The 23651-nt window shown below is 42.5% G+C and carries 28 protein-coding genes and 1 pseudogene; 18 read left to right on the forward strand and 11 right to left on the reverse strand.

The features are described 5' to 3' along the window. Positions 1-22: 22 nt before the first annotated feature. The gene (locus BLT18_RS08215; protein ID WP_407639924.1) at positions 23-1543 is read left to right on the forward strand and encodes a sodium-dependent transporter; all 1521 of its coding nucleotides are present in this window, start codon (positions 23-25) and stop codon (positions 1541-1543) included. A gap of 32 nt (positions 1544-1575) precedes the next feature. After that, positions 1576-1650, forward strand: a complete 75-nt coding sequence (locus tag BLT18_RS08220; protein WP_245705220.1) for a MetS family NSS transporter small subunit — start codon at positions 1576-1578, stop codon at positions 1648-1650. A gap of 122 nt (positions 1651-1772) precedes the next feature. On the opposite strand, the gene BLT18_RS08225 is transcribed toward BLT18_RS08220, so the two are convergent. Next, a complete protein-coding gene (locus BLT18_RS08225; protein ID WP_091272918.1) occupies positions 1773-2771 on the reverse strand; it encodes a M23 family metallopeptidase in 999 nt (332 codons plus the stop codon). Positions 2772-2963: 192 nt separating this feature from the next. Between BLT18_RS08225 and lipA the strand changes: the two genes are divergently transcribed. Continuing rightward, complete coding sequence (gene lipA, locus BLT18_RS08230; RefSeq protein ID WP_091272920.1) at positions 2964-3875, forward strand: lipoyl synthase; 912 nt, start codon at positions 2964-2966, stop codon at positions 3873-3875. A 44-nt stretch (positions 3876-3919) separates the two neighbouring features. Here the strand turns inward: lipA and BLT18_RS08235 are convergent, their stop codons facing one another. Next, positions 3920-4522: a YhcN/YlaJ family sporulation lipoprotein gene (locus BLT18_RS08235; RefSeq protein ID WP_175487429.1), complete on the reverse strand. Its 603-nt coding sequence runs from the start codon at positions 4520-4522 to the stop codon at positions 3920-3922. 148 nt (positions 4523-4670) lie between these two features. On the opposite strand from BLT18_RS08235, the gene BLT18_RS08240 reads away from it, so the two are divergent. After that, positions 4671-4952 carry a YutD family protein gene (locus BLT18_RS08240; RefSeq protein WP_091273048.1) on the forward strand — a complete coding sequence of 94 codons (282 nt, stop codon included), beginning with the start codon at positions 4671-4673 and terminating at the stop codon, positions 4950-4952. 90 nt (positions 4953-5042) lie between these two features. On the opposite strand, the gene BLT18_RS08245 is transcribed toward BLT18_RS08240, so the two are convergent. The 3 genes from BLT18_RS08245 to glpX are packed head-to-tail and all read right to left on the reverse strand — an operon-like array spanning position 5043 to position 6659. Then, positions 5043-5345, reverse strand: coding sequence for a hypothetical protein (locus tag BLT18_RS08245; RefSeq protein WP_091272923.1), 303 nt, complete (start codon positions 5343-5345; stop codon positions 5043-5045). A gap of 58 nt (positions 5346-5403) precedes the next feature. Then, positions 5404-5673, reverse strand: coding sequence for a DUF3055 domain-containing protein (locus BLT18_RS08250; RefSeq protein WP_245705211.1), 270 nt, complete (start codon positions 5671-5673; stop codon positions 5404-5406). A gap of 11 nt (positions 5674-5684) precedes the next feature. Next, entirely contained in the window at positions 5685-6659 is a 975-nt protein-coding gene (glpX, locus tag BLT18_RS08255; protein ID WP_091272925.1) for a class II fructose-bisphosphatase, read from the reverse strand. Positions 6660-6828: 169 nt separating this feature from the next. Here glpX and BLT18_RS08260 point away from each other — a divergent pair, with 169 nt between their 5' ends. Together BLT18_RS08260 and BLT18_RS08265 are read left to right on the forward strand one after the other, a co-directional pair. Then, positions 6829-7278: a DUF86 domain-containing protein gene (locus tag BLT18_RS08260; RefSeq protein ID WP_091272926.1), complete on the forward strand. Its 450-nt coding sequence runs from the start codon at positions 6829-6831 to the stop codon at positions 7276-7278. 13 nt (positions 7279-7291) lie between these two features. Then, positions 7292-8056 (forward strand): TIGR01457 family HAD-type hydrolase, encoded by a 765-nt coding sequence (locus tag BLT18_RS08265; protein ID WP_091272928.1) that lies wholly within the window; start codon positions 7292-7294, stop codon positions 8054-8056. A 3-nt stretch (positions 8057-8059) separates the two neighbouring features. Here BLT18_RS08265 and BLT18_RS08270 read toward each other — a convergent pair whose 3' ends face one another. Continuing rightward, positions 8060-8554, reverse strand: coding sequence for a phosphatidylglycerophosphatase A family protein (locus BLT18_RS08270; RefSeq protein ID WP_091272929.1), 495 nt, complete (start codon positions 8552-8554; stop codon positions 8060-8062). A gap of 143 nt (positions 8555-8697) precedes the next feature. Here BLT18_RS08270 and yutH point away from each other — a divergent pair, with 143 nt between their 5' ends. From yutH to thrB, 4 genes are all read left to right on the forward strand, one after another. Further along, the gene (gene yutH / locus BLT18_RS08275) at positions 8698-9708 is read left to right on the forward strand and encodes a spore coat putative kinase YutH (RefSeq protein WP_091272930.1); all 1011 of its coding nucleotides are present in this window, start codon (positions 8698-8700) and stop codon (positions 9706-9708) included. Between the two features lie 193 nt (positions 9709-9901). Continuing rightward, the gene (locus tag BLT18_RS08280) at positions 9902-11206 is read left to right on the forward strand and encodes a homoserine dehydrogenase (protein ID WP_091272932.1); all 1305 of its coding nucleotides are present in this window, start codon (positions 9902-9904) and stop codon (positions 11204-11206) included. Beyond that, positions 11206-12276, forward strand: a complete 1071-nt coding sequence (thrC, locus tag BLT18_RS08285) for a threonine synthase (protein WP_091272933.1) — start codon at positions 11206-11208, stop codon at positions 12274-12276. Before BLT18_RS08280 ends, thrC begins: the two co-directional genes overlap by 1 nt. Then, positions 12266-13186, forward strand: a complete 921-nt coding sequence (thrB, locus tag BLT18_RS08290) for a homoserine kinase (RefSeq protein ID WP_245705212.1) — start codon at positions 12266-12268, stop codon at positions 13184-13186. The genes thrC and thrB overlap by 11 nt, the downstream gene beginning before the upstream one ends. A 428-nt stretch (positions 13187-13614) precedes the next feature. Here thrB and BLT18_RS08295 read toward each other — a convergent pair whose 3' ends face one another. The 3 genes and pseudogenes from BLT18_RS08295 to BLT18_RS18760 all read right to left on the reverse strand — a co-directional run. Continuing rightward, positions 13615-13857 carry a NifU family protein gene (locus tag BLT18_RS08295; RefSeq protein ID WP_091272935.1) on the reverse strand — a complete coding sequence of 81 codons (243 nt, stop codon included), beginning with the start codon at positions 13855-13857 and terminating at the stop codon, positions 13615-13617. Positions 13858-14030: 173 nt separating this feature from the next. Continuing rightward, the gene (locus BLT18_RS08300) at positions 14031-15101 is read right to left on the reverse strand and encodes an NAD(P)/FAD-dependent oxidoreductase (RefSeq protein WP_407639925.1); all 1071 of its coding nucleotides are present in this window, start codon (positions 15099-15101) and stop codon (positions 14031-14033) included. A gap of 450 nt (positions 15102-15551) precedes the next feature. After that, positions 15552-15674: pseudogene (locus BLT18_RS18760) on the reverse strand (TetR/AcrR family transcriptional regulator); the annotation flags it as partial. A 214-nt stretch (positions 15675-15888) separates the two neighbouring features. On the opposite strand from BLT18_RS18760, the gene BLT18_RS08305 reads away from it, so the two are divergent. From BLT18_RS08305 to erpA, 5 genes are all read left to right on the forward strand, one after another. Beyond that, positions 15889-16125: a YuzB family protein gene (locus BLT18_RS08305; RefSeq protein ID WP_091272938.1), complete on the forward strand. Its 237-nt coding sequence runs from the start codon at positions 15889-15891 to the stop codon at positions 16123-16125. A gap of 365 nt (positions 16126-16490) precedes the next feature. Beyond that, positions 16491-16745 carry a hypothetical protein gene (locus BLT18_RS08310; RefSeq protein WP_091272939.1) on the forward strand — a complete coding sequence of 85 codons (255 nt, stop codon included), beginning with the start codon at positions 16491-16493 and terminating at the stop codon, positions 16743-16745. Beyond that, on the forward strand, positions 16742-17593 hold the full coding sequence (dapF, locus tag BLT18_RS08315) for a diaminopimelate epimerase (protein WP_091272941.1): 852 nt from the start codon (positions 16742-16744) through the stop codon (positions 17591-17593). Before BLT18_RS08310 ends, dapF begins: the two co-directional genes overlap by 4 nt. Positions 17594-17681: 88 nt before the next feature. Beyond that, on the forward strand, positions 17682-17933 hold the full coding sequence (locus tag BLT18_RS08320) for an aspartyl-phosphate phosphatase Spo0E family protein (RefSeq protein ID WP_217635736.1): 252 nt from the start codon (positions 17682-17684) through the stop codon (positions 17931-17933). A gap of 42 nt (positions 17934-17975) precedes the next feature. Beyond that, a complete protein-coding gene (erpA, locus tag BLT18_RS08325; RefSeq protein WP_091272942.1) occupies positions 17976-18332 on the forward strand; it encodes an iron-sulfur cluster insertion protein ErpA in 357 nt (118 codons plus the stop codon). Positions 18333-18451: 119 nt separating this feature from the next. Here erpA and BLT18_RS08330 read toward each other — a convergent pair whose 3' ends face one another. Next, the gene (locus BLT18_RS08330) at positions 18452-19444 is read right to left on the reverse strand and encodes an NAD(P)/FAD-dependent oxidoreductase (protein WP_091272944.1); all 993 of its coding nucleotides are present in this window, start codon (positions 19442-19444) and stop codon (positions 18452-18454) included. Positions 19445-19772: 328 nt separating this feature from the next. On the opposite strand from BLT18_RS08330, the gene BLT18_RS08340 reads away from it, so the two are divergent. The 3 genes from BLT18_RS08340 to BLT18_RS08350 all read left to right on the forward strand — a co-directional run bounded on the left by BLT18_RS08340 (position 19773) and on the right by BLT18_RS08350 (position 22820). Next, positions 19773-20978, forward strand: a complete 1206-nt coding sequence (locus tag BLT18_RS08340; RefSeq protein WP_091272947.1) for an NAD(P)/FAD-dependent oxidoreductase — start codon at positions 19773-19775, stop codon at positions 20976-20978. Between the two features lie 423 nt (positions 20979-21401). Further along, complete coding sequence (locus BLT18_RS08345) at positions 21402-21731, forward strand: YuiB family protein (protein WP_091272949.1); 330 nt, start codon at positions 21402-21404, stop codon at positions 21729-21731. A 417-nt stretch (positions 21732-22148) separates the two neighbouring features. Then, positions 22149-22820, forward strand: a complete 672-nt coding sequence (locus BLT18_RS08350; RefSeq protein ID WP_091272951.1) for a 3D domain-containing protein — start codon at positions 22149-22151, stop codon at positions 22818-22820. 1 nt (position 22821) lies between these two features. Here BLT18_RS08350 and BLT18_RS08355 read toward each other — a convergent pair whose 3' ends face one another. Beyond that, positions 22822-23634, reverse strand: a complete 813-nt coding sequence (locus BLT18_RS08355) for a cobalamin-binding protein (RefSeq protein ID WP_091272953.1) — start codon at positions 23632-23634, stop codon at positions 22822-22824. Positions 23635-23651 lie beyond the last annotated feature (17 nt).

Genomic DNA, 23651 nt, shown 5'->3' on the forward strand with positions numbered 1-23651 from the left:
AAGGGAGGTTTTATTTGTGAGTATGAGAGAGCAATGGGGGACACGTGCCGGCTTTATCATGGCAGCTGTCGGTTCAGCCGTTGGTTTAGGCAACATTTGGCGTTTTCCGGCGACTGCTTATGAAAACGGCGGGGGAGCATTTTTTATTCCATATTTATTTGCACTGCTCACTGCCGGTATCCCCCTTTTGATCATGGAATTTACCATTGGTCAAAAGTATCGCGGTTCGGCACCGCTCAGTTTTTCTCGAATGAATAAGAAGGTGGAATGGATTGGCTGGTGGGCTGTATTTATTTCTTTTGTCATCTCGACCTACTATTCTGTCATTATTGCATGGGCGATTTCTTATAGCATCTTTTCTTTGAACCAGTCATGGGGAGCGGATACAGAGGCATTCTTGTTCGGTGAGTATTTACAGCTTCCTGACGCACCGGGACAAATTGGAACGATGGTTCCTTCCGTACTCATACCGCTAGTGATTGTATGGGCGGTTGCACTTGGAGTTCTTTTTAAAGGTGTTAAAAAAGGAATTGAAATGGCCAATCGTATCTTCATTCCAACACTGATTGTCATTTTCCTGATTATCGTTGTTCGCGCTGTTACTTTACCTGGTGCAGCACAAGGTCTGCAAGCCTTCTTTGAACCAAACTTTGATGCGATTACATCAGGGGAAGTATGGGTGGCAGCATATGGGCAAATATTCTTTAGTTTATCCATTGCTTTTGCTATTATGATCACATATTCCAGCTACTTGCCGAAAAAGGCAGATATTACAAACAATGCATTTATTACTGGTTTTGGTAACTCTAGTTTTGAATTGTTAGCAGGTATCGGTGTTTTTGCAGCGCTTGGATTCATGGCGGCTCAGTCAGGAGTAGGAGTAGAAGAAGTTGTTGCAGGCGGTGTAGGCCTGGCGTTTGTAGTATTTCCGCAAATTATTAGCGAGTTTCCGGCGTTAAGCGGTTTGTTTGGCTTTTTATTCTTTGCCTCGCTGGTGCTGGCAGGTTTATCATCACTTATTTCGATATCGGAAACATACGTGAAGGCGGTAGCGGAGAAGTTTAATATCTCCAGGCAAAAATCAGTTACTACTGCTGGCGGTTTAGCCGCACTAGTATCGTTGATTTATGCAACGGATGGCGGGTTGTACTTCTTGGATGCAGCAGATTATTTCATTAATCAATTTGGCGTGGCATTAGTTGGTCTGATTGAAGTTGTAACCATCGCGTGGCTGATACGAAAGCTCGGTGTGCTGCAAAATCATGCAAATGGCATTTCCGATATTCGATTAGGCATGTGGTGGAAAGTATGTCTAGGGGTTATTACACCACTTGTCTTAGGTTACATGATGTTTGATTTATTCAAGCAAAACCTGCTGCGTGAATTTGATACCCCAACTGGAAACTATGAAGGGTATTCTGATGCCTTTATTAATTACGGCGGCTGGGCTGTAGCTGCTTTTGCATTGGCTGCCGGGATTATCTTTACACTTATTCGCTGGAAAGGCGGCAAAGCTGAAACAAAGGAGGCAGATAACTCATGACAGGAAGCGCAATATTCATGATGATACTAGGTATGCTTATTATTTGGGGCGGATTAACCGCAAGCATTCTGCACGCGCGAAATGCCTCCAAAAAAAACAAGGCATAAATCACGAAGAAAGCCGGCAATCCAATTAAGGAGCTGCCGGCTTTTTGTTATTTCACTGATAGGGAAAGTACGGTTATATAAATGTTGTTGGTATTTATTATCTCAGGATGCTTGTGCTTTTTTTAGTTGCTTCTCTCCCGCTGTTCCCAAGATTTTAAGGAAGGATAGGGGTCAAAAGACCATTCACTGTACCCATTGTCGCGGTACATTCCATAGTGCAAGTGAGGTGGGAATTTACCTTCTGTCCCAGGTTTGCCGTAGCCAGAGCTGCCTACATATCCGATGACGTCTCCTGGAGCAACGATATCTCCTGTTTCGATCTCATCTTCAAAGCCGCTTAAATGGGCATAATAATGATACGTGTTGGATAAATCACGGATGCCAAGACGCCATCCGCCAAATTTATTCCAGCCTTTTAATTCGACGATTCCATACGAAGTAGCTCGTACTGGTGTACGGTAATCAGCAAAAATGTCTGTACCTTCGTGGATACGGCGTCCGCCCCAGCCGCGAGAATCCCCCCATGTGCTGCGGTAGCTGTAATTGTAGTTTAAAGGAACAGGAAAAGCATGTTCGTCATCTAAATCAATGCGGCCATATTTCTTATAAATTCGTGCATGGCCTGTAATGATGTTCACTGCTTGATCACGGTGATAGTACTCCCACAATCCAATTTGAATGTTATCGTCATCATATCCATAATCAGATAAATAATTCGCAAAGGTGTATAACACGTCAGCGTCTTCTTTCAACGATGCTTTTCCATTTCCGTTTCCATCCAGACCAATTCCATCAAAAAGAGCAATGGCAGATGGATTATCTGAATTTAGATCGGGATTGAGCGGTCCGGCCCATTCCTTTGGAGAAAAATAAATATTAATGACACCATCCGCACTATCGCGGTCTTTTCTCGCTCGGCGAAGACCTTTTTCATAGGTGTCCACACCAGCAAGCCAGTACCAAGGAACTTGGGTGATAGCTTCCATATCTTTGTAAAGCGCAAGTCTTTCTTGATAGATGGTTTCTGCTGATTTTTCTTCTGCATGAGCAGCAGGTATACTAGTTATTATCGAAAAACTCATCATGACCATCATCATAAGTGCAATTATTTTTTTTATCATATGAACCGATCCTTTGTTGTTAATTTCTATTCTTTATTGTGTCAACCATATCGGTTTTCATTACGCCAATGATTGGAAATAAACATTACATTTGGCTATGCTGCCATGAACATGTTAAAGTAAGAGAGAATATAACAGTACATCGGCAACTGCTTCGTATAGACTGATTATCATCGATTGGAGTGATGAGGTTTGGCAAAGACAGAAGAATACCTCCGCAAACCGGAATGGCTTAAGATTAAATTAAATACAAATGATTCCTATAAAGGTTTAAAGAAAATGATGCGCGAAAAAAATCTTCACACCGTATGTGAAGAGGCGAAGTGTCCCAATATTCATGAGTGCTGGGCAGAGCGTAAAACAGCAACATTCATGATTTTAGGGGATGTGTGTACGCGGGCATGCCGTTTTTGTGCAGTAAAGACCGGCCTTCCAAATGAACTGGACTGGGGCGAACCTGAACGAGTTGCTGAGTCGGTAGAGCAGATGGGACTGAAGCATGTCGTAATTACTGCAGTAGCACGGGATGACTTAAAAGACGGAGGAGCTGCTGTGTTTGCAGAAACAGTACGAGCGGTAAGACGGCGTAATCCTTACTGTACCATTGAAGTTCTGCCTTCTGATATGATGGGACGAGCAGAAAACTTAGAAATTTTAATGGAAGCACGTCCGAATATTTTAAATCACAACATAGAAACCGTAAAACGCTTGACTCCACGTGTGCGTGCTAGAGCAACCTATGAAAGAACGCTGACGTTTTTGCAGCGCTCTAAAGAGATTCATCCAGATATTCCGACCAAATCAAGCTTAATGATTGGTTTAGGAGAGACAAAAGAAGAGATTATTGAAACGATGGATGATTTACGAGCACATGATGTGGATATCATGACGATTGGTCAATACTTACAACCAACGAAGAAGCATTTGAAAGTTCAAAAATATTATACCCCTGAGGAATTTGCTGAACTAAAAGAAATCGCGATGGAAAAAGGCTTCAGCCACTGCGAGTCAGGACCGCTCGTTCGTTCTTCATACCACGCAGATGAACAAGTAAATGAAGCGCAAGTCCATGAAGAAGCAAGTAAATATAAGCAGGCAGAGTAAGAAACAAGGAAAATTCCTTGATGGCATGCCATCAAGGAATTTTTTTACATGTGCGTTTCATCTGCTTTGCGCTTTTCTGTTTTCGGCTGTTTTGTTGCACTTCTCATGTCATTCACAAGCTGTTTTAGAGAAGAGTGTCCGCCTTTAGAACGGGCATCCATGCCTTTAAATGCTTCAAGGTCCTCAATCATTTGGACGCGGTCGGTTACAACTGTCACGTAGTAATAAGGGACAATGGATTCTGTGATCATTTTTACGTGTTTAGCGACATCGTCATCCTCTTTATTTTTTGGACGAAAGGCTACTAGTGCATATTCATTTGTAATTAACACTCCGGCTTCTTGAACTTCGGGGGATTGCACGAGTAAGTTGCTGATACCATTTGAAATCCGCTGCCGGTCAATAACATCATGCATTGTCATTTTTTCATCTGTATTAGGATCGTCAGCCCTATTTCTGCTATAGCCATAGCGATTTCCTTTTGAATTGGCATCAGAATTTGTATTATCTGTATCAGAAATATAATCTAATGGATGTTCTGGTCCATATTCTGCTGCGAGATCATCCGGATCTGCGTTGTTTTGTATTCCGGCACATCCTGATAACGTAAAGAGGACGATTATCACAGCAAGTATCCATTTTTTCATCGTCATACCTCTCCTTTTGTAAAAAGTACATGATACGGTTAGTATGACACGCTGGTACAAAAAAAATGGTGGGAAATCGCGGAAACAAAATGGAAGACATGCAACGAGAAATGATAAAATGAAGAGAATAAAGGCAGGTGGCATGAAATTGATTGATATCCAAGGCCAGCAATTTGAATTAATGGAAAATGTCCGCAATGGCTGGGATGAGGAAGCGTTTAAAGAGCGCTACAGTGAGGTGCTGAATAAATACGATTATGTGGTCGGTGACTGGGGGCATAATCAATTGCGGCTGCGCGGGTTTTATGATGATTCGCGCAAAAAAGTATCATTTGATACAAAAATTGGAACATTGGAAGATTATTTATACGAATACTGTAACTTTGGCTGTGCTTATTTTGTTGTTAAAAGGCAGCGCCCGTCCAGTTAAAATACTCCCTTCTGCGTACGCAGAAGGGAGTATTTTCTAATGGAAGAAAGTATAAAAACTGACATTTTTCATATGAAAAAGGAGTGACATTTATTTAGACGTATCCAAGTACTCTTCGTGTTTATCCGGATCATCATGTGTTGGATGAGCGCCGGGGAATTGTCTTGGAAGATTTTGGTGAAGCGTTTTGTTTTCATACGTGAACCGGCTGTAGGGCCGCTGGTTTTTTGTCCACGGTGATGTTTTCCCCAATTTTTTATTGACAGGTGATCCATAAGGTCCTTCAGGGAATGTCTCTGGAAATACATAATTTCTTTGGACTTCAACGTTTGCAAAGTCCGTATACGTGGATGATTCATGCACTTGGCGGCTCTTTTTATAATTGTTTTCCATGATTATCACCCCTTTCGCATATGCTTCCCCGTTTATGGGAAATCATACACCGAGAGGGTTACAGAATTTCATACAAAAAGTCCCGTAGTTCATCAGCATTTTTTTCACTTAACTGGAAGGCGTGTTCCAAATAGCCTGGCTCTTCTAGGTCGTCGGTTCCTAATATGGCAAAACGATTGGACTGCATATCAAGAACCAAGTGTTTGCCGTAATGACGCATGGTAGAAGTAATCGCCAAATCAAACCGTTCTTCGTCACCCATAAAGCTGACAAAGCGCGTTTTCGTTTCTTCGATATCATCGTATAAATAAAATCGTTCTTCGTCCACGTTAAACCTCCTCACTCTTCTTCAACGACAAGATGCGGCTTGTGGTCAAGATGATGATGTGCTTTGATATAGCGGACGGTGCGGGTTTTTGCTCTCATGACAATAGAGTCGGTTTCTGTAAAGTCACCGCCCAGAAAACGAACCCCTTCTACTAATTCACCGGAAGAGACACCAGTCGCTGCAAAAATGGCATCATCACCTTTGACTAAATCATGCAGCGCTAAGGTTTGAGAAGGGTCGTCTAAGCCCATTTCTTTGCAGCGTTCTGCTTCTTCATCATTATGTGGAACAAGACGGGCTTGCATATCTCCTCCAAGTGCTTTTAGAGCAGCAGCAGAAATAACGCCTTCTGGAGCACCGCCTTTGCCAACGAATAAATCAATACCAGTTTGAGGAAGTGCTGTTGCAATCGACGCTCCAACATCGCCGTCGCCGAAGAGCTTGACTCTCGCACCTTTTGCACGAACACGCTCTACAATATCCATGTGGCGCTTTCGGTCTTGGATAATAACAGTAAGATCACGTACGCGTTTATTATTCATTTTTGCCACAATATCAATCGTTTTTTCAATAGGATCATCAAGTCGTACTAATCCAGCTGCTTTCGGGCCAACTGCAATTTTTTCCATATACATATCAGGTGCATGGAGCAACGTACCTCTGTCAGCAACAGCAATCACAGCCATGGCATTTGCTCTTCCATTAGCAACAATGTTTGTCCCTTCTAATGGATCGACGGCAATGTCGACTTCGGGACCGCTGCCGCTTCCTACTTCTTCGCCGATATAAAGCATTGGCGCCTCATCTTTTTCTCCTTCTCCAATAACGACTGTTCCTTTGCAGCCAACTGAATCAAACATCGTACGCATGGCTGTTGTTGCTGCATCGTCCGCAGCTATTTTCTGACCGCGGCCAAGCCACTGTGCAGAAGCAATTGCTGCTGCTTCTGTCACTCGGACAACTTCTAAAGCTAATTCTCTATCCACTAATGTATCCCTCCATGTGTCATTACAATGCTGTAAAATAAATCAATAATTCCGTAATTATAGTATCATATTATGGTGTTATTGAATAACTACTTCTACAGACTAGAATAAGGAGCTGCTATGATATAATAAACATTTATGGGATTATGTAGGAAAAGGAGGCTGCGATATGTATTTTGTAGACCGGAAAAAAATTGAAGATATCTTGCAGTACATGGAGCGTATTCACCAGTCATTTCAACAAATACACAACTTAGAATCACCAGTCGAACAGCTGGCTTTAGAGCGTATGGCACAAGGGTGGATTGAAGGAATGATTGACGTTGGCAACCAGATGATTGACGGGTTTATTATGAGAGATCCAGGCAGTTACGAAGATATACTAGATATTCTAGAAGATGAAGAAGTGATATCAGCAGAAGAAACGAAAGGACTGAAACATGTATTAACGCTCCGAAAAGAGTTAGTGCAGCATTACACCGGTATTCAGCACGATTCATTTCAACACATTATGTTAGAAGAAAAAAATGCCATGGCAGCATTCCCGGATAACATACGTAATTATTTAGAAAAAGAATTGGGGCCGGTATCTGCTTTTTTACCTGAAGAAGACAAATAATGGAGGGATAACCATGAAAACTTACAGCGGTTACTTGCTGGATTTAGATGGCACGATGTATCGCGGCGGCAAACCAATACCAGAAGCTGTCGAGTTCGTTAAAAAGCTCCGTAAAAACAACCTGCCCTACCTGTTTGTTACAAATAATTCTTCTGCTGCACCGGAAGATGTAGCGGCCCGTCTCCAGCGTATGGATGTTCCATGCCAAGAGCAGGACATCCTAACAACGAGTATGGCAGCAGCTCAGTATATGAACACAAGAGCGCAGGAGAAAACTGTGTTTGTGATTGGAGAAAGCGGCTTGGTAAAAGCGGTGCAGGAAGCTGGTTTTACGATCGAAAACACAAACCCGGAGTTTGTCATTATTGGACTTGACCGGCAAGTAACCTATGAAAAGCTGGCAGCCGCATGTCTAGCGGTGCGAAACGGAGCTAGTTTTATTTCCACGAATGCCGATAAAGCACTTCCAACAGATAAAGGCTTCATGCCGGGAAATGGGGCGGTGACAGCCGTGGTCAGTGTTTCAACGGGAGTAAATCCTGTTTTCATCGGAAAACCAGAGCCGATTATGATTCAAGAAGCAGTCAAACGTTTAGGTATTAAAGCAGAAGAAGCAGTATTGATCGGTGATAATTATGACACGGATATTTTAGCCGGGATTCGAGCTGGCCTCGACACGGTTCATGTTGATACAGGAGTCACGTCCAAGGATGACGTGCTTATAAAAGAAAAACTCCCTACATACACGTTGTCTTCTTTAGCAGAGTGGGGACTGTAACATTTATTGTCTGTGATCAAGCCGGTGGGCAAGCCGGCTTGATGCAGATGCAGCAATAGCACCTACAATATCATCTAAAAATGTGTGGCATTCTCCGCTCGATTTATCATTTAGCTTTTCTAAAATGCCGGGCTTTTGTTTATCGACATAGCCGTAGTTGGTAAAACCAATACTTCCGTAGACGTTAACAATTGACAGCGCAATGATTTCATCTACTCCGTATAATCCTTCATCATTTTCAATAATTTCTTGCAGCGGTTCTGATAAGTATCCTCCTTCTGCCAGCTTATCTAATTCTATCCCAGTTATCACAGCATTTTGTACTTCTCTTTTGGCCAACACACCTTCTACGTGCTCTATACATGTTTCATGACGGAGTCCTTTAATATAGCCTTCTTGTAAATAAAAAACGAGCCTGGCGATATCGTCTAGTTCCACACCGCGTTCTCGCAGCATATTTTTTGTCGTTTCTTCTAAAGGATGATGCGAATAAACCATTGTTTCGACCTGCTTTCTCAAAAATGTTCTTGTATTAGTTTCTCCATTTATACCGGTTATATCCATCCAAACAGAAGAGAGGGGGGTAATGGACAGGCGCATGGTCATACAATGTATAAAATGGAATCTGGGAGGATTGTGTCATGATGGAGAGGAACGTGTATGATCATTATGGCCTTTATATGAGAGAGGCATTTCAAGCAGGTGCATACGCTGGGTTTTATACGGATCATGCAGCCTACTTATTAGTTCCGGATGTGATGCAAAAATCGGATGACTGGAAGGAAAAATTGGACTGGGCTGCGCACTTAAAATGGTGCGGTGATGACACCATTGCTGAATTTGTTGCACCGTATACAAGAGGGTACTCCGTTCCAGTAGACGGGGAAAAACAACTGTTATTTCAAATACCGGCAAAACCCGTAAGAGAGCATGACCCTGTCTCAGACGGAGAAGCATTGTTTCGTTTCCACCAGCTGGGGAAGCGTTTGTTTCCCTCTTCTGCCGTGCAGCCATTTTCACAAAGGTGGTGTGAATGGTGGGAAACAAGATTGGGGCAACTGGAAAACTGGTATGCCAATGTCCGCAAAAAAGCTAGTTATTCAGATATGGATAAATGGTTTTTACACACTTTTCCTTATTATATAGGCAGAACGGAAAACGCGATTCAGTGGGTAAAGGAAACAGCGTGGGAGATGGGCGCAGGAGAAGAACCAGGGTGTGTGTCTCACTTTTGTTTTACGCCAAATACGTGGATTACGATTGCGGAAAATAATGCTTCTGTCAAGCTGCCGTCAGATTGGCTCTATGATCATCCTTCAAGAGATGTGGCAGAATGGCTGCGGTACGTGCTTACAGATGGGGATACAAAAGCAGCCAGCCAATTTTTAAGCGATTACCAACATGAGTATGAATTATCACCTCTTGCTTGTCAGTTAGTATTTGGCCGTTTGCTGTTTCCGTATTATTTTATGGAACGGGTCGAGCAAACGTACTTGCGTGAAACAACCAGTGAATATGATCAAGCCCTGGCTGACTTGCAGGCGATGTGGGAAAAAGAACCGGAACACATTGAAAAGTTAGCAGTTATAGCTAACACATCGCTTTCGTGTGGAAAAGATTTGCCCGAGTGGTTCATCACCTCTTTGTCATAGAAAAATAAATGACAACGGAAATAGAGCACTTGTAAAAAGAAAAGAAAACATATATAATGTCCATTATAAGGAGACAAATGTTTACTGAGTAAAAACAAATATAAAAGGTTGAATTGACATTTGACTGGGTTTTATGCCATTATATGAACTATTCAAGTATGTTTTCGCAACAGGCAGCAAGGAGTGGGAGAGTATGGAACGAGGAGTGGTTATTGGTTTACTTGGACTGGGCACTGTCGGAAGTGGTGTGGTCCAAATTGTAAAAAACCATCAGCAAGAACTGCAGCATAAGGTAGGATGCCAAGTTTCAGTAGGCAAAATCCTTGTACGTGATAAATCAAAACATCGCGATTTAGATATAGATGAAGACCAATTAACGGTTGAGGTGGAAGATGTCGTTCACAACCCTGATATTGACGTTGTCATCGAAGTGATGGGTGGAGTGAACCAGGCTCGTGAATACATTATTCAAGCTTTGCAAAATAAAAAACACGTTGTGACGGCCAATAAAGATTTGATGGCGTTATATGGAGCTGAGTTATTAAGTGTTGCAGCAGAAAATGGCTGCGATTTATTTTATGAAGCGAGTGTTGCTGGAGGAATCCCTGTATTAAGAGGGATGGCGGAAGGATTAGCTTCTGACCGCATTACTCAAATGATGGGCATTGTAAATGGAACGACTAATTATATTTTAACGAAAATGGAACAAGACGGACGGGATTATGAAGATGTGCTGCGAGAAGCTCAAGAGCTTGGTTTTGCAGAAAGTGACCCGACTGCAGATGTAGAAGGGCTCGATGCTGCTCGTAAAATTGCGATTTTAGCGAATTTAGGATTCTCCATGAATGTTGAATTAGAAGACGTGTTAGTACGAGGCATTACCACGATTACTACAGAAGACATGGAGTACTGCAAACAGCTCGGTTATTCTTTGAAGCTGATAGGGCTGGCCAGCCGAACAGAAGGCAGAGTAGAGCTTACTGTGCAGCCGATGCTGCTGCCGCATAGCCACCCGCTGGCCTCGGTACAAGATGAATACAATGCTGTCTATGTGTATGGAGAAGCAGTTGGAGAAACGATGTTCTATGGACCGGGAGCAGGGTCTCTTCCAACGGCGACAGCTGTGGTATCGGATTTGGTAACTGTTGTGAAGAACCTTCGCTTAGGTGTGAATGGACAAATGACTGCACGCCCGCTGTATGATAAGCAGTTGAAAACGGATAAAGAAGTAGAGTCAAAATATTTCATGCGTTTACAGGTTAGAGATGAAACCGGTACGTTTGATACATTAACGGCTTTGTTTGCTAAAGAAGATGTCAGCTTTGAGAGGCTGCTGCAGTGGCCATTAGAGAACGAAAAAGAACCGATGGCAGAAGTAGTATTAATTACTCATGAAACGAACAGAGCTGTATATGAAAAAATTTATCGTGAATTGGAAAATATGGACGTAGTACTGAATGTTAAGAGCAGTTACCGCGTTGAGGGAGGACAAGCGTAATGAGCAGCTGGAAGGGATTGCTTCACACTTATAAAGATTACTTACCGGTAAATGAAAAAACACCACGTTTAACATTAAATGAAGGGAATACGCCGCTTATCCCCCTGGAGCGTTTGTCGGAAGAGTGGGGAGTAGAGGTTTATGTTAAAACAGAAGGGGCAAACCCGACTGGTTCATTTAAAGACCGCGGAATGGTTATGGCGGTCGCCAAAGCAAAAGAAGAAGGCAGCAAAGCGATAATTTGTGCTTCTACCGGTAATACGTCTGCAGCAGCTGCAGCTTATGGAGCTAGAGCGGGGCTTCGCTGTATCGTCGTCATTCCAGAAGGGAAAATTGCTCTGGGAAAACTGGCGCAGGCAGTGATGTATGGAGCTGAAGTGTTTGAAATCCAAGGCAATTTTGATCATGCTCTGGAAATTGTTCGTTCTGTCAGCGAAAAAGAAAACATTACGTTAGTCAACTCTGTTAATCCTTATCGGATTGAAGGACAGAAAACGTCTGCATTTGAAATCTGTGATGCATTAGGAAAAGCCCCTGATGTTCTCTCTATTCCAGTAGGCAATGCTGGTAACATCACGGCGTATTGGAAAGGTTTTAAAGAGTATCATGACAAAAAAGGCACAGGTCTTCCACAAATGCATGGGTTTGAAGCAGAAGGAGCCGCTGCTATTGTACAAGATAAAGTAATCGAAAGTCCGGAAACGATTGCAACAGCGATTCGTATTGGGAATCCGGCAAGCTGGAAACAAGCCGTGAATGCAAAAGATGAATCAAACGGCCAGATTAACATGGTAACAGATAACGAAATTGTAGAAGCTTATCAGCTGCTTGCACAAAAAGAAGGTGTGTTTGCTGAACCAGCGTCTTGTGCGTCCATAGCCGGACTGAAAAAGCAATTGGAAAGCGGAGAAATACGTAAAGGTTCGAAAGTCGTGTGCGTCTTAACTGGAAATGGGTTGAAAGATCCAAGTACAGCTATTGATACAGTAACCGTCAAGCCTACAGTGATACCAAACAATGAAGAAGCCTTCCTCGAAAAGCTTAAAGGAGGGGTTGCTGGTGGACGGTGAGAAAATGATCATTACCGTTCCGGCAAGCTCCGCTAATTTAGGGCCGGGCTTTGACTCTATCGGTCTTGCCGTTAACCGTTATTTAACGCTAGAGGTTGAGCGTGCGCAAGAGTGGAGATTTTATTCTGATTCAGATGAGCTGCTTGATATTCCAGAAGGAAAAGACAACCTGGTGTATCAAGTAGCAGAAAATCTTGCCAGCAGCCTGGGGCGGGAACTGCCGGCCTGTGAAGTGAAAATGACAAGTGATATACCACTTGCAAGGGGCTTGGGAAGCAGTGCTGCTGCCATTGTGGCAGCTATTGAAATGACTGATCAGTTGACCAGCGCTTCGATGACCAAACAGGAAAAAATGCGCTTTGCAAGCCTTTGGGAAGGGCATCCGGACAATGTAGGTCCTTGTTTATACGGTGGGTTAATTGTCGGCTCACACAGTGAAGCGGAAACAAACATGGTACACTGCGGAGTGCCGGACATTGATTTGGTCATAGCTGTTCCAGATACGGAGCTAATGACGAAAAAAGCCCGCGGTATTTTGCCGGATCATTTGGAATACCATAAAGCAATCAAAGGCAGCTCGGTCAGCAACGTCCTGGTTGCTGCTATGTTAAAAGAAGACTGGGATGTAGTTGGAAAAATGATGGTGGAAGATGTTTTTCATCATCCATATCGTGAAAAGCTTGTACCTGGCTTATCCGATATTATGAGCAATATTCGGGATTATGGGGCATACGGTGCGGCCTTGAGCGGGGCAGGACCTACTGTGATGTGTCTTGTCCCTGCTGGAACGGGAGAAGATGTAGTGGAAAAACTCGAGGAGGACTTTCCGCAGTTTCATGTTCAAACGGCCAGTCCAGCGCCGTTTGGTGCAAATGTGCGTTACAAAAAGATGTCTGTGAAAACACTATAATGTGTTCGTAGTCAAACGTTGTACTTTCTAATTGTTGTAAAAAAGGGGCTGTATCAAAAGCCCTTAACGTAAAATACCATGGACGCCATCCTTCCAGATGGTGACCATGGTATTTTTTATTCCCATCTTTGAAAGGCGGTCAGGTGAGACGCCTGCGGGGCTTCGGCTAAGACCAGCCACATCGTGTGGCTGACGCCGGCATCAGCACGGTCCTGTGCGTCGAAGCAAGAGCTGAAGATCCACCGACGGTGATCTTCCGTCGGTTAGCTGAAGCCTTGCCCGCGGCAAGCGAACCGGAAGAGCCATTCATACGATAGGGTATACGTTCATCCAAACCACAAACCTTATAGAATCGAAAAAAGGGCTGTCAAAAAGTCATTTTTCATGACCTTTTGATACAGCCCTTTTGCATGTTCATTCCAGTGTTATTAAAATACTTGCTCGAGTTCTGTAACACCAGGTACTTCTTCAAGCAATGCACGTTCAATTCCGGCTTTTAACGTGATGGTAGAAGATGGGCAAGAGCCGCATGCTCCCATAAGACGAACCTTTACAATACCGTCTTCAACATCAACGAGTTCAACGTCACCACCGTCGCGAAGCAAAAATGGACGAAGCTTTTCAAGTACTTCTTGAACTTGCGCGTGCATATCTTCTGTTGTGTTAGGCATGCTTTCATCTCTCCTTTCTTTATCCCCTTATTATAATATCCATTTTGGATAGTTTCCATAATCAATAGGGCTTAGTCCATATTCTACTATGAATCGCTTGTTCATGACAACCAAAGTACCCTCGACTCTCTTATTATTTTAAAATTTGTTATAAAGCGTGTGAAAAGGAGGCGTTATACTCCAGAATGGTGTTTATACATCCATAATACACCGCTTTTTAATAAGCGGGCAACGCGGCCGGTTAGTGCTGTATCTCCCATTACGCCAAAACCATGCTTTTTCCCTAACGAACCGAGTACGCCTTTTAATTTAATCTTTGGCAGTTCTTCTGGAAGGGTCTCGTTGTTCCATCGTTTTTTCAGCACCGTGGCAATTTGATCTGCCTGCCCTTCGGCTAGCTGGGCACTTGGGGCATGCGGAAGGCTGGCGCAGTCGCCAACGACAAATGTATGTTCATCATCGGGCAGATGGTGATGAGGCGTCAACACGACGCGTCCTTTTTCATCTTTTTCCACATCAAGATCGCGCACTACTTTGTTGGGCTGGATTCCAGCTGTCCAAATAATCGCGTCTGATTTAATAAACTCATCATGATTATACAACCCGCTTTTTTCTACTTTGGTGATGTTCGAGTTGCTGATAACGTCGACTTCGTGTTTTTCAAACCAATTTTGAACATAGTTGCTGAGACGTTTCGGAAACATCGGCAGAATCGTTTCTCCGCGGTCAAATAACTTTATATGCAAATCAGAGCGGCTTTCACGCAGTTCACTAGCAACTTCCACGCCGCTTAGGCCAGCACCGACAATGGATACAATGGACTGGGCCGGCAAGTTATTAAGGGCTTCATATGTGCGTCGTGTGTTTTCCATGCTTTGAATGCTGTACGTATTTTCTTCGGCACCGGGAACGCCGTGATATTTGTCTTCACAGCCAAGGCCAATAACCAAAATGTCGTAGCTGACTGGTTCTTCACCTTTCATAATGATTTGGCGGTTTTCTCTATCAATAGCATCGACAGTGCCAAAGTGTAAGGAGAGGCGCTCATGTTGAGGGAAAGGGACTCTGACCTCATGATCTGACTCTGTTCCAGCAGCCAACGCATAGTATTCCGTCTTAAAACAGTGGTATGGCAGTTTATCGACAAGCACCAGTTCAATATCATCCGGCAAATCATTTGGAAGCAGACGCTGCAAAATCCGCATACCTCCGTATCCTCCACCAACAATCACCATTTTTTTCATTGCCCGATCTCCCCTTTTTGTCAAAATTTCTTTTAAGCTTGTATGGAGCAGTAACATGAGTTCATCTAGAAACGTTTCACGCGTTTCGGCCTCGCATACAGCAAGGGTGTAGTAAAAGTGGCTGTTGATAACATTAGCCCAAAGACCTGCATCTGTATCAGCTTTTATTTCTTTACGTTTTATTCCAACCTCCAACAGTTCATGCCATGTTTCTAACAGTAAGGACTGCTGTTCAATGACACGCTGCCAAACACGGCGGGTCAATGCTGGGTTAAAATGATATTCGCCAAGAAAGAAGCTGATATGTGCACGCAGCTTCGAAATGAACGTCACTCTGTTGAGGCCGTATGTGTGTAAATAATCATCTACTTGATGAAGCCGGTCTTCAGCCAAAGCTTCCATAATTGACTCTTTCGTTGGAAAGTAGTTAAAAAATGTTCCTTTTGCTATATCCGCTGCTTCTGTGATTTCTTGAACGGTTGTGTCATCAAATCCTTTCTCACGAAAGAGAGAAACAGCTGCTTTTAATATGTTTTCCCTAGTTTGCTGTTTTTTTTCAGTTCTTTTCATCATTTGATTCTCCTATGTACGGGCGGATATATTAAAAAAATGACCTTGGTCACCCAAAATTATAACGATTCTGTGAAGAGTTTACAACAGTCCGTCAAGAAAAATTTGGAGTGATGAAAATATGTGGTTAGCATACTAGAGAAGAAACATGATACATGTTGACTTATTAAACTTGCAGCGATAGGATAATGAAAGACCCATAAAGAGGTGAATAGACATGAGGCCGATTATAGAATTTTGTTTAAGTAATCTGGCGAGTGGAACACAAGAAGTAAAAGAAGAGCTGGAAAAAGATCCTAACCTCGACATTATTGAATACGGCTGCCTGGGTAACTGCGGGCAATGCGCAGTCAGCATGTATGCACTAGTTAATGGTGAAGTGGTGGAAGGAGACTCGCCGGACGAACTAATTTCAAATATTTATCAGCATTTGGAAGAGAATCCAATGTTTTAATATATCAGCTGTTTCCTAGGCACGGCTTAGGAAACAGCTTCATTTTTTATTTTGTCAGGAGCATTGACAACAAAGTAAGAAATAAACGTATGGTAAGCACCATGGAAGCAGTGCGTTGTTTTTGTCCCACTGGCGGAAAAGAAGAAAATTTCAGCGTGGATAAATGAGCAAAGCTGTTAAAATCGTTAACGATGTCCATAGACGTTCAAGGAGGACGCTTACGGACTCACAAGACGGGGGCTCCTTCCCCTTAGCTGAACTTTCTTCTTTCAGGATGACAGCCAATTATTCCTTAGACACTGTTTTACTCACGATAAGCCAGCGTTTATAATTTACATAACGGTGAAGAAGAGGAGAGGGTGAAGATGGAGCTTATTCCATTTGAAAATACCTGGCCCTATGAAAAATTGGGAAACGACATTTATATTGAGAAATGTCCGTACTGCAGCGAAGACCATGTGTTAACGGACTTAAAAGTAGATGATGTAGAGGAAATGAAAGATGAAGTAAAAAAGTTATTGGTGATGCCATGTTGTCATGCGAATATGACTATTATTCAAGCTGATGATGACTATTTTTGGACGACAGAACCATTAAGAAAACGAGGGGACAAACGATGAAATTCACAAAAATGCATGGTTTAGGCAATAGCTATATTTATGTAAATGTTTTCGAGGAAACGCTGAAAGAAGAAGAATTGCCGGAATTAGCAGTCAATGTTTCAAACAAAAACACAGGCATCGGTTCCGACGGAATGATTTTAATTGGTCCATCGGAAACAGAGGATATTCAAATGCGTATCTTTAATGCCGATGGATCCGAAGCTAAAAATTGTGGAAATGGGCTTCGTTCTGTTGCGAAATATGCATATGAAAATCAACTTGTAAAAAAAGAATCCTTTACCGTTGAAACACTAGGGGGAGCGGTAAAAGCTCATGTTTATCCAAGCAATGATAATAAGACAGTGGAACGTATTGCTGTCGATATGGGGGCTCCTCGCCTGTATAAAAAGGATATACCGATGAAAGGCGAACCACATACTACAACGGTTGATGAAGCAATAGAGGTCGATGGTCAGATACTTATGATGACAGCAGTGTCAATGGGGAATCCGCATGCCGTTTTTTTCGTGGATAATATAACCCAAGCTCCAGTAGAACAGATAGGCCCGCTGCTTGAAAAAGATGATATGTTTCCTGAATCCGCTAACATTGAATTTGTCGAAATGGTGTCGGAAAACGAAATGCATTTTCGTGTGTGGGAAAGAGGATCCGGCATTACGCAAGCGTGCGGGACAGGAGCCTGTGCGGCAGTTGTAGCAGCTATTTTAACAAACCGTACAAAGAAAGGTATACCGGTAACAGTGCACTTGCTCGGAGGCGATTTGGAAATTATCTGGACGGAAAACAACAGCGTGTGGATGACGGGTCCGGCGGTCACTATTGGCCATGGAGAATATAAAAAGTAGAAAATATGTAGTCTGTCTTGAACACTTTGCCATACAAAAAAATTGTGTTTGTGTGCGGCGGTGCGGTAAAATACAGGAAGTTTCAATGATGAAGGGAAGGAGAATGGGTGAGGGGATGGATGACGTGAAGGGAAAGCAATTAGAAGAATTGCGATGTAAAATGACGCAGGCTGCTGAGTTGTATGGGATGAATCATCCAATTGTTTTACATTATAGTCAATGTATTGATCAAATGCACAACAAGCTGCTTCAATCCAGCCATTCTTCTTTTTTCTCTAACGGCAAACGGGTCAAGGCAACTCATTTGAAAACTAGGCAGAAACACGATATACTCGCATAAAAGATATTGTATCTCCGACAATTAAGTAAGAAGGAGGTTTTCATGTTGATTACTATTACAGATGCTGCGATTGAGCATGTGAAGCATATGATGGAAGAAGAAGGCGATAATAATTTGAAGCTGCGCGTAGGCGTAAAAGGCGGGGGATGCAGCGGTCTTTCCTATGGTATGGGGTTTGATAAGCAAGTAGAAGATACCGATACTATTCAAGAAAAGAACGGCGTTCAAGTTCTCATTGATGAAGAAAGTGCTCCGCTTTTAAACGGAACGGTGATTGATTATAAAGAAAACTTGATGGGCGGCGGTTTTACAATCGACAATCCTAATGCCATTGCTTCTTGCGGTTGTGGATCTTCATTTAAGACAGCAACAAATACAGGTACCCCAGAGGATTGTTAGTAAGCAGACGACAACCCCTTTCGGTTTTTTATAACTGAAAGGGGTTGTCTTTCTTTTGCACAGGCAGCATAGAAAACGAAGATGTATCGATGTTTTTCTTGTTTTAGAAGGATGCAAAGTTAAAACATATGAGAGCTGTGACCAGGCTGCAAGCGTGCATTTGGGTCAATATAAGCTTTTGCATTGTTTACTGCTGTTGGAGCTTCGCCGAATCCGGTCGCAATCAGCTTTACTTTTCCATCATACGTGGAAACGTCACCAGCAGCGTAAATACCTTTAATATTTGTCTCCATTTTAGAGTTTACGCGAATCGAATTTTTCTCAATCTCAAGCCCCCACTCTTTGATTGGTCCAAGTGATGAGATAAACCCGTAGTTAACGATTAGGGAATCAACATCTATTGTTTGTTCGCGGTCTCCTTTAACCTCTTCAAGAACAACTTGATCAATTTTTTCTCCATCGCCGGCGAGGTCTTTGACTTGGTAAGGGGTAAGAATGTTTACGTTTGATTGTTTTAACTGTTCAACACTATGTTCATGGGCACGGAATTTATCACGTCGATGGACAAGGGTTACATCTGCAATCGGATCAAGCATATTAGCCCAGTCTACAGCCGAGTCACCGCCGCCGCAAATCATCACTTTTTGTCCAGCAAATTCTTGCAGGTCTTTGACAAAATAGTGGAGGTTACTGTCCTCGTACGATTCCGCATCTTCTATCTTAAGCTTGCGGGGTTGAAAGGCTCCAACACCTGCAGTAATAATGATCGTTTTTGAATAGTGTGTTTCTTTATCGGTTTGCAGTTCAAAAATGTCGTCATCATCTTTTGTAACATTCATAACGGATTGATCGAGAACAACCGTTGTGGAGTCAAATGTGTGCATCTGTTCAACTAAATTGTCAACAAGTTCTTGCGCACGTACTTTAGGAAAGCCAGCTACATCATAAATATATTTTTCAGGGTACAGAGCGGAAAGCTGGCCGCCAAGTTGAGGCATGCTTTCAATGATTTTTACTTTGGCTTGCCGCATACCTCCATAAAAAGCGGTGAATAATCCTGTTGGGCCGCCACCGATGATCGTTATATCGTATACATCATTTTCTACGGTCATTTGTGCCACCTCCAAATTTAAAAACTTATCTTCTATTATAATCATATCGTTTTTCTTTTTAAAAGGAAGAGCTTTTTTGAAAAAAGAATAAATAATATCTCATATGAGCAAGTTTTAAAAAAAGGTTGAAAAACATAAGAAAAAGAAATATCATTATACATGTGATTTATCAGTCCTTTATTTATCCATACTAATACTGTAATGATGTAAATATCGTCCTTGAAAAGCGGCGATTTTTCTTCGTACTCGTTCGTGAAATTTATCACAAGCATGGCGGTTACTGCTTTTGTCTTGGAGAAATATAAACATAAAATGGATGTGATTTAAAATGGCCACAAAACCTAATGTGTTGATTTTAGGTGCTGGTTACGGCGGCATGGTAACAGCGACTAAGATCACGAAACAACTTGGGCATAACGATGCAAATGTAACCTTGGTGAGCAAGCACAATTACCATTATCAAACTACGTGGCTGCATGAACCAGCTGCAGGTACACTTCATCATGACCGTACAAGAATGCCGATTGATAACGTGATTGACCGAAACAAAATAAACTTTATCCAAGATGAAGTCGTTAAAATTAACAAAGAAGATAATACAGTATCGTTAAAAGAAAACGAAGATGTGGAATATGATTATCTCGTGACAGCATTAGGCGCTGTTCCGGAAACGTTTGGTGTTCCTGGTGTCTTTGAACATTCTTTTAATAAATGGACGGTCAATGGTGCTAGAGAGATGAAAGAACATATTGAGTATATGTTTGCTCGGTATCACAATGAGGAAGATCCTAAAGATGATCTTTTAACGTTTATCGTAGCAGGTGCAGGGTTTACTGGTATTGAGTTCATTGGAGAATTGAGCGAGCGTGTTCCTGACTTATGCAAAGAATACGACATTCCAAAGAACAAAGTGAAAATGTATGTCATTGAAGCTGCACCAACAGCATTACCAGGTTTTGATCCTGAATTAGTAGAGTATGCCATGAATTTACTTGAAAATCGTGGTGTGGAGTTTAAAATTAACATGCCAATCAGTGAAGTGAAAGAAGACGGCGTTGTGCTAAAAGATGGAGAGGAAATTAAATCGGCAACGGTTGTATGGGCAACGGGTGTCCGTGGTAATCCGGTTATTGAAGAATCTGGATTTGAAAATATGCGGGGACGTGTAAAAGTAGACCCTGACCTGCGTGCACCAGGCCATGACAACATTTTTATTATCGGTGACTGCTCGCTTGTTATTAATGAGGAGGCGGATCGTCCTTATCCGCCAACGGCACAAATCGCTATGCAGCAAGCAGAGACTGTCGCTAAAAACCTCCGAGCTCTCATTAAAGGGGAACAGCTCAGTGAATTTACACCAGATATTAAAGGAACCGTAGCATCACTTGGCGGCAAAGAAGCCATTGGCGTTGTCGGAAACAAAAAATTATTTGGTACATCTGCAAACTTTATGAAAAAAATGATTGATAATCGTTACCTGTGGATCTTGGGTGGCATCGGCCTGACACTTAAAAAAGGAAAAAATCCATTTTAAATAAAGGTAAAGGAGGCTGTCTTAAAAGGGATTTTCTCTCTTAGACAGCCTTTTCTGTGTTTAGCCTGCTGGCTTTTAGCATTGACGGGAAAGTATCAAACCTTAAGGAAATCTCCGTATATGTGCAACGAGGCAATTTACGGGACCGCAGGCCGGGAGTCCGTTCAGTTTAGGATATGCTGCTGTCTGCGTTGTACGTTCTTAACGGAAGTCCTTCTCTTCAGCCAAGGTTTCTTTATCTATTATGAGCAATGCAAAGACAGTGGTTTTCGTTATAAAATAGTTGGGGGAGAAAGTGACGAATGAGACGGCCCCTTTTGTTTGAAGAGAAGGAGAAAAGGGAGAGTGTCACACTTTCGACATACCAATGGTGTATAATAGACGTAATAAAATGTGAAAGCAGGTTATGGGGGTGTTTCACAAATGGGCGGCATAGGGAGCCTTCCTCAGTTAATTATATCTATGATGCTGTTTTTATTACTGTTTTTTGGGATCGGGTTTCTCTTAAATATGATTCTGCGTTCTACTTGGGTTATGGCGGTATTATATCCTCTTGTTGTTGTAGCTATTATTGATAATGTGAGTGTATTTGATTATATTTTATCACCAGCATCATCATTTCAGGCATTAGGGCAAGACATTATGTCTTTGCAAGTGGTTGATATTATTATTTTAACTTGTGGAATGGCAGGAGCTGTTATTGCAGGAATAGCTATCAGAATGCTGCGTGTCCGCGGTTATCAGATGTTTTGAGCGGGCAAGAGAGGCTGGGGCACAAGTATAGGAACCATATAATAATCCGAACTGATTTATGAAAAATCAGTTCGGATTATTTGTTTATCACAGGAATTTCTATCGCTGCTCTGTCAACATACGCCGCATTCCGCGGGCACGGCCTCAGCTAACTTGGTAAAGAACAGGCTTTTACCAAGTGGATCTTCGGATTGTGCTTCGGTGCACAGGACGTGTGCGTTCTTAGTAAAAGTTCCTTCACCGCAGCCGAACGTCCTCTTTCAAGGCGCTTGCACTTTTCTTAGTATATCCCATTCACAGTCGGTAAGAAGCTTAAGGAAGCAAGCTGTGTTTATCTGAAACATAATGACTGCTTCTCTCACAGGAATAATTTTTCTCTATTTGGAGATGATGTTTCTGTGAGAGGAGTGATAAGAAATGGAAAAGAGGATCATCTTGATAAGAAGATTATCAATGTTTCTTTTTTTCGCGATTGCTGTTATGACAACGACGTCATATGTAACAAATGTAAAAGCACAAGAGCTGCCAGGGTATTTTTATGACTATATGAAAGGAGAAAATGCAGAAAACCAGGAAAAAAACATTTCGGATGTACCGGATAAGCGCGGAATAGACTATTACAAGCGCGGTATACAAGAAGATGATCCTGCATTTCGTGAAGAAGCAGAAACACTGTTTGAAGCGGAAGGTCCAACGGAAATGGTGACAGCGACAGGATATACAGCGGGATATGAATCAACGGGGAAAACAAAAGAGCATCCTGCTTACGGAATCACTTATTCTGGGGTGAAAGTAAGGCGGGACCATGTCTCTACCATTGCTGCAGACCCAGAGCATTTTCCGATAGGAACGGTCTTATACATTCCTGAATACGGATATGGCGTAGTGGCTGATACTGGGTCTGCTATTAAAGGTAAAAAATTAGATTTATATTACGATACTGTGGAAGAAGTATACAATGAATGGGGCAAGCGCAACGTAGAAGTGCATGTTTTAAAAGTAGGAGACGGGACGCTTCAAGAGGAAGAGTTAATGACGCTTAATCAAGACGGCGCCTTGCCCGTTGCACAGCAGCATTCATCTTTTTAAATCAATGTTCTATAAATAAAGGGTCTTTATTGTTTGGATTTGGAAAAACGTCAGGATGCAAGCGGTAAGCAAGTTTTTGCAGTCCAATGATTAGACGTGGGGACGGCCTGCAGTACAGTGATTCTTCTAAAACATGAATGTTCCTTTCTCGCAAAGCTGTCATGGATGGCCAGCCTTCACGTTTATAAAGCAGCTCGGGTTTGACTTTTTCTGTTAGAATCCCAACCCACGCTAAGCAGATATGATCAGGATTTAATTGTTTTATCTCTTCCCATGTCACTTGACAGCTTGCTTCTGACCGGTTTTCTAAAACATTTTGGGCACCGGCAAGGCGGCTGATGGTTGTCAGCCAATTTGCGCCTCCCGGGCTGTAAGCTGGTTTCGGCCACCATTCCCAATATACCCGAATAGGTTTGCAGTTTGCGGCTTTTTGTTTATAATCACTTACTATGTGGTCCATACGGCTGACAACTGTTTGGGCTTTTTTGTATTGGCCGCAAGCATCACCGATATGAAGCAAATCCCGTCGAACATCATCTAGTGAGTTTGGAGAGGAAACGATGTACGGTAAACTTCGCGCTTTTAGTTTTTCAATGTTTTTTTCCATGCCTGGAACACTTAGAGAAGCAAGAATGACATCAGGCTGAAGTGCTTCAACTTTATCCATGTCAATGGAAAGGTCTGGTCCAACTTTTGGAAGGTTTTTAACTTCGCCGGGCCAATCAGAATAATCATCGACTCCAACTAATTGATTGGTTAGACCGAGGTAGGCAGCGATTTCAGTGTTGCTTGGACACAGTGAAACAATTCGCATATAATTCTCCCTTCTTC

The sequence above is a fragment of the Alteribacillus persepolensis genome (assembly GCF_900099605.1).
GTDB lineage: Bacteria > Bacillota > Bacilli > Bacillales > Marinococcaceae > Alteribacillus > Alteribacillus persepolensis.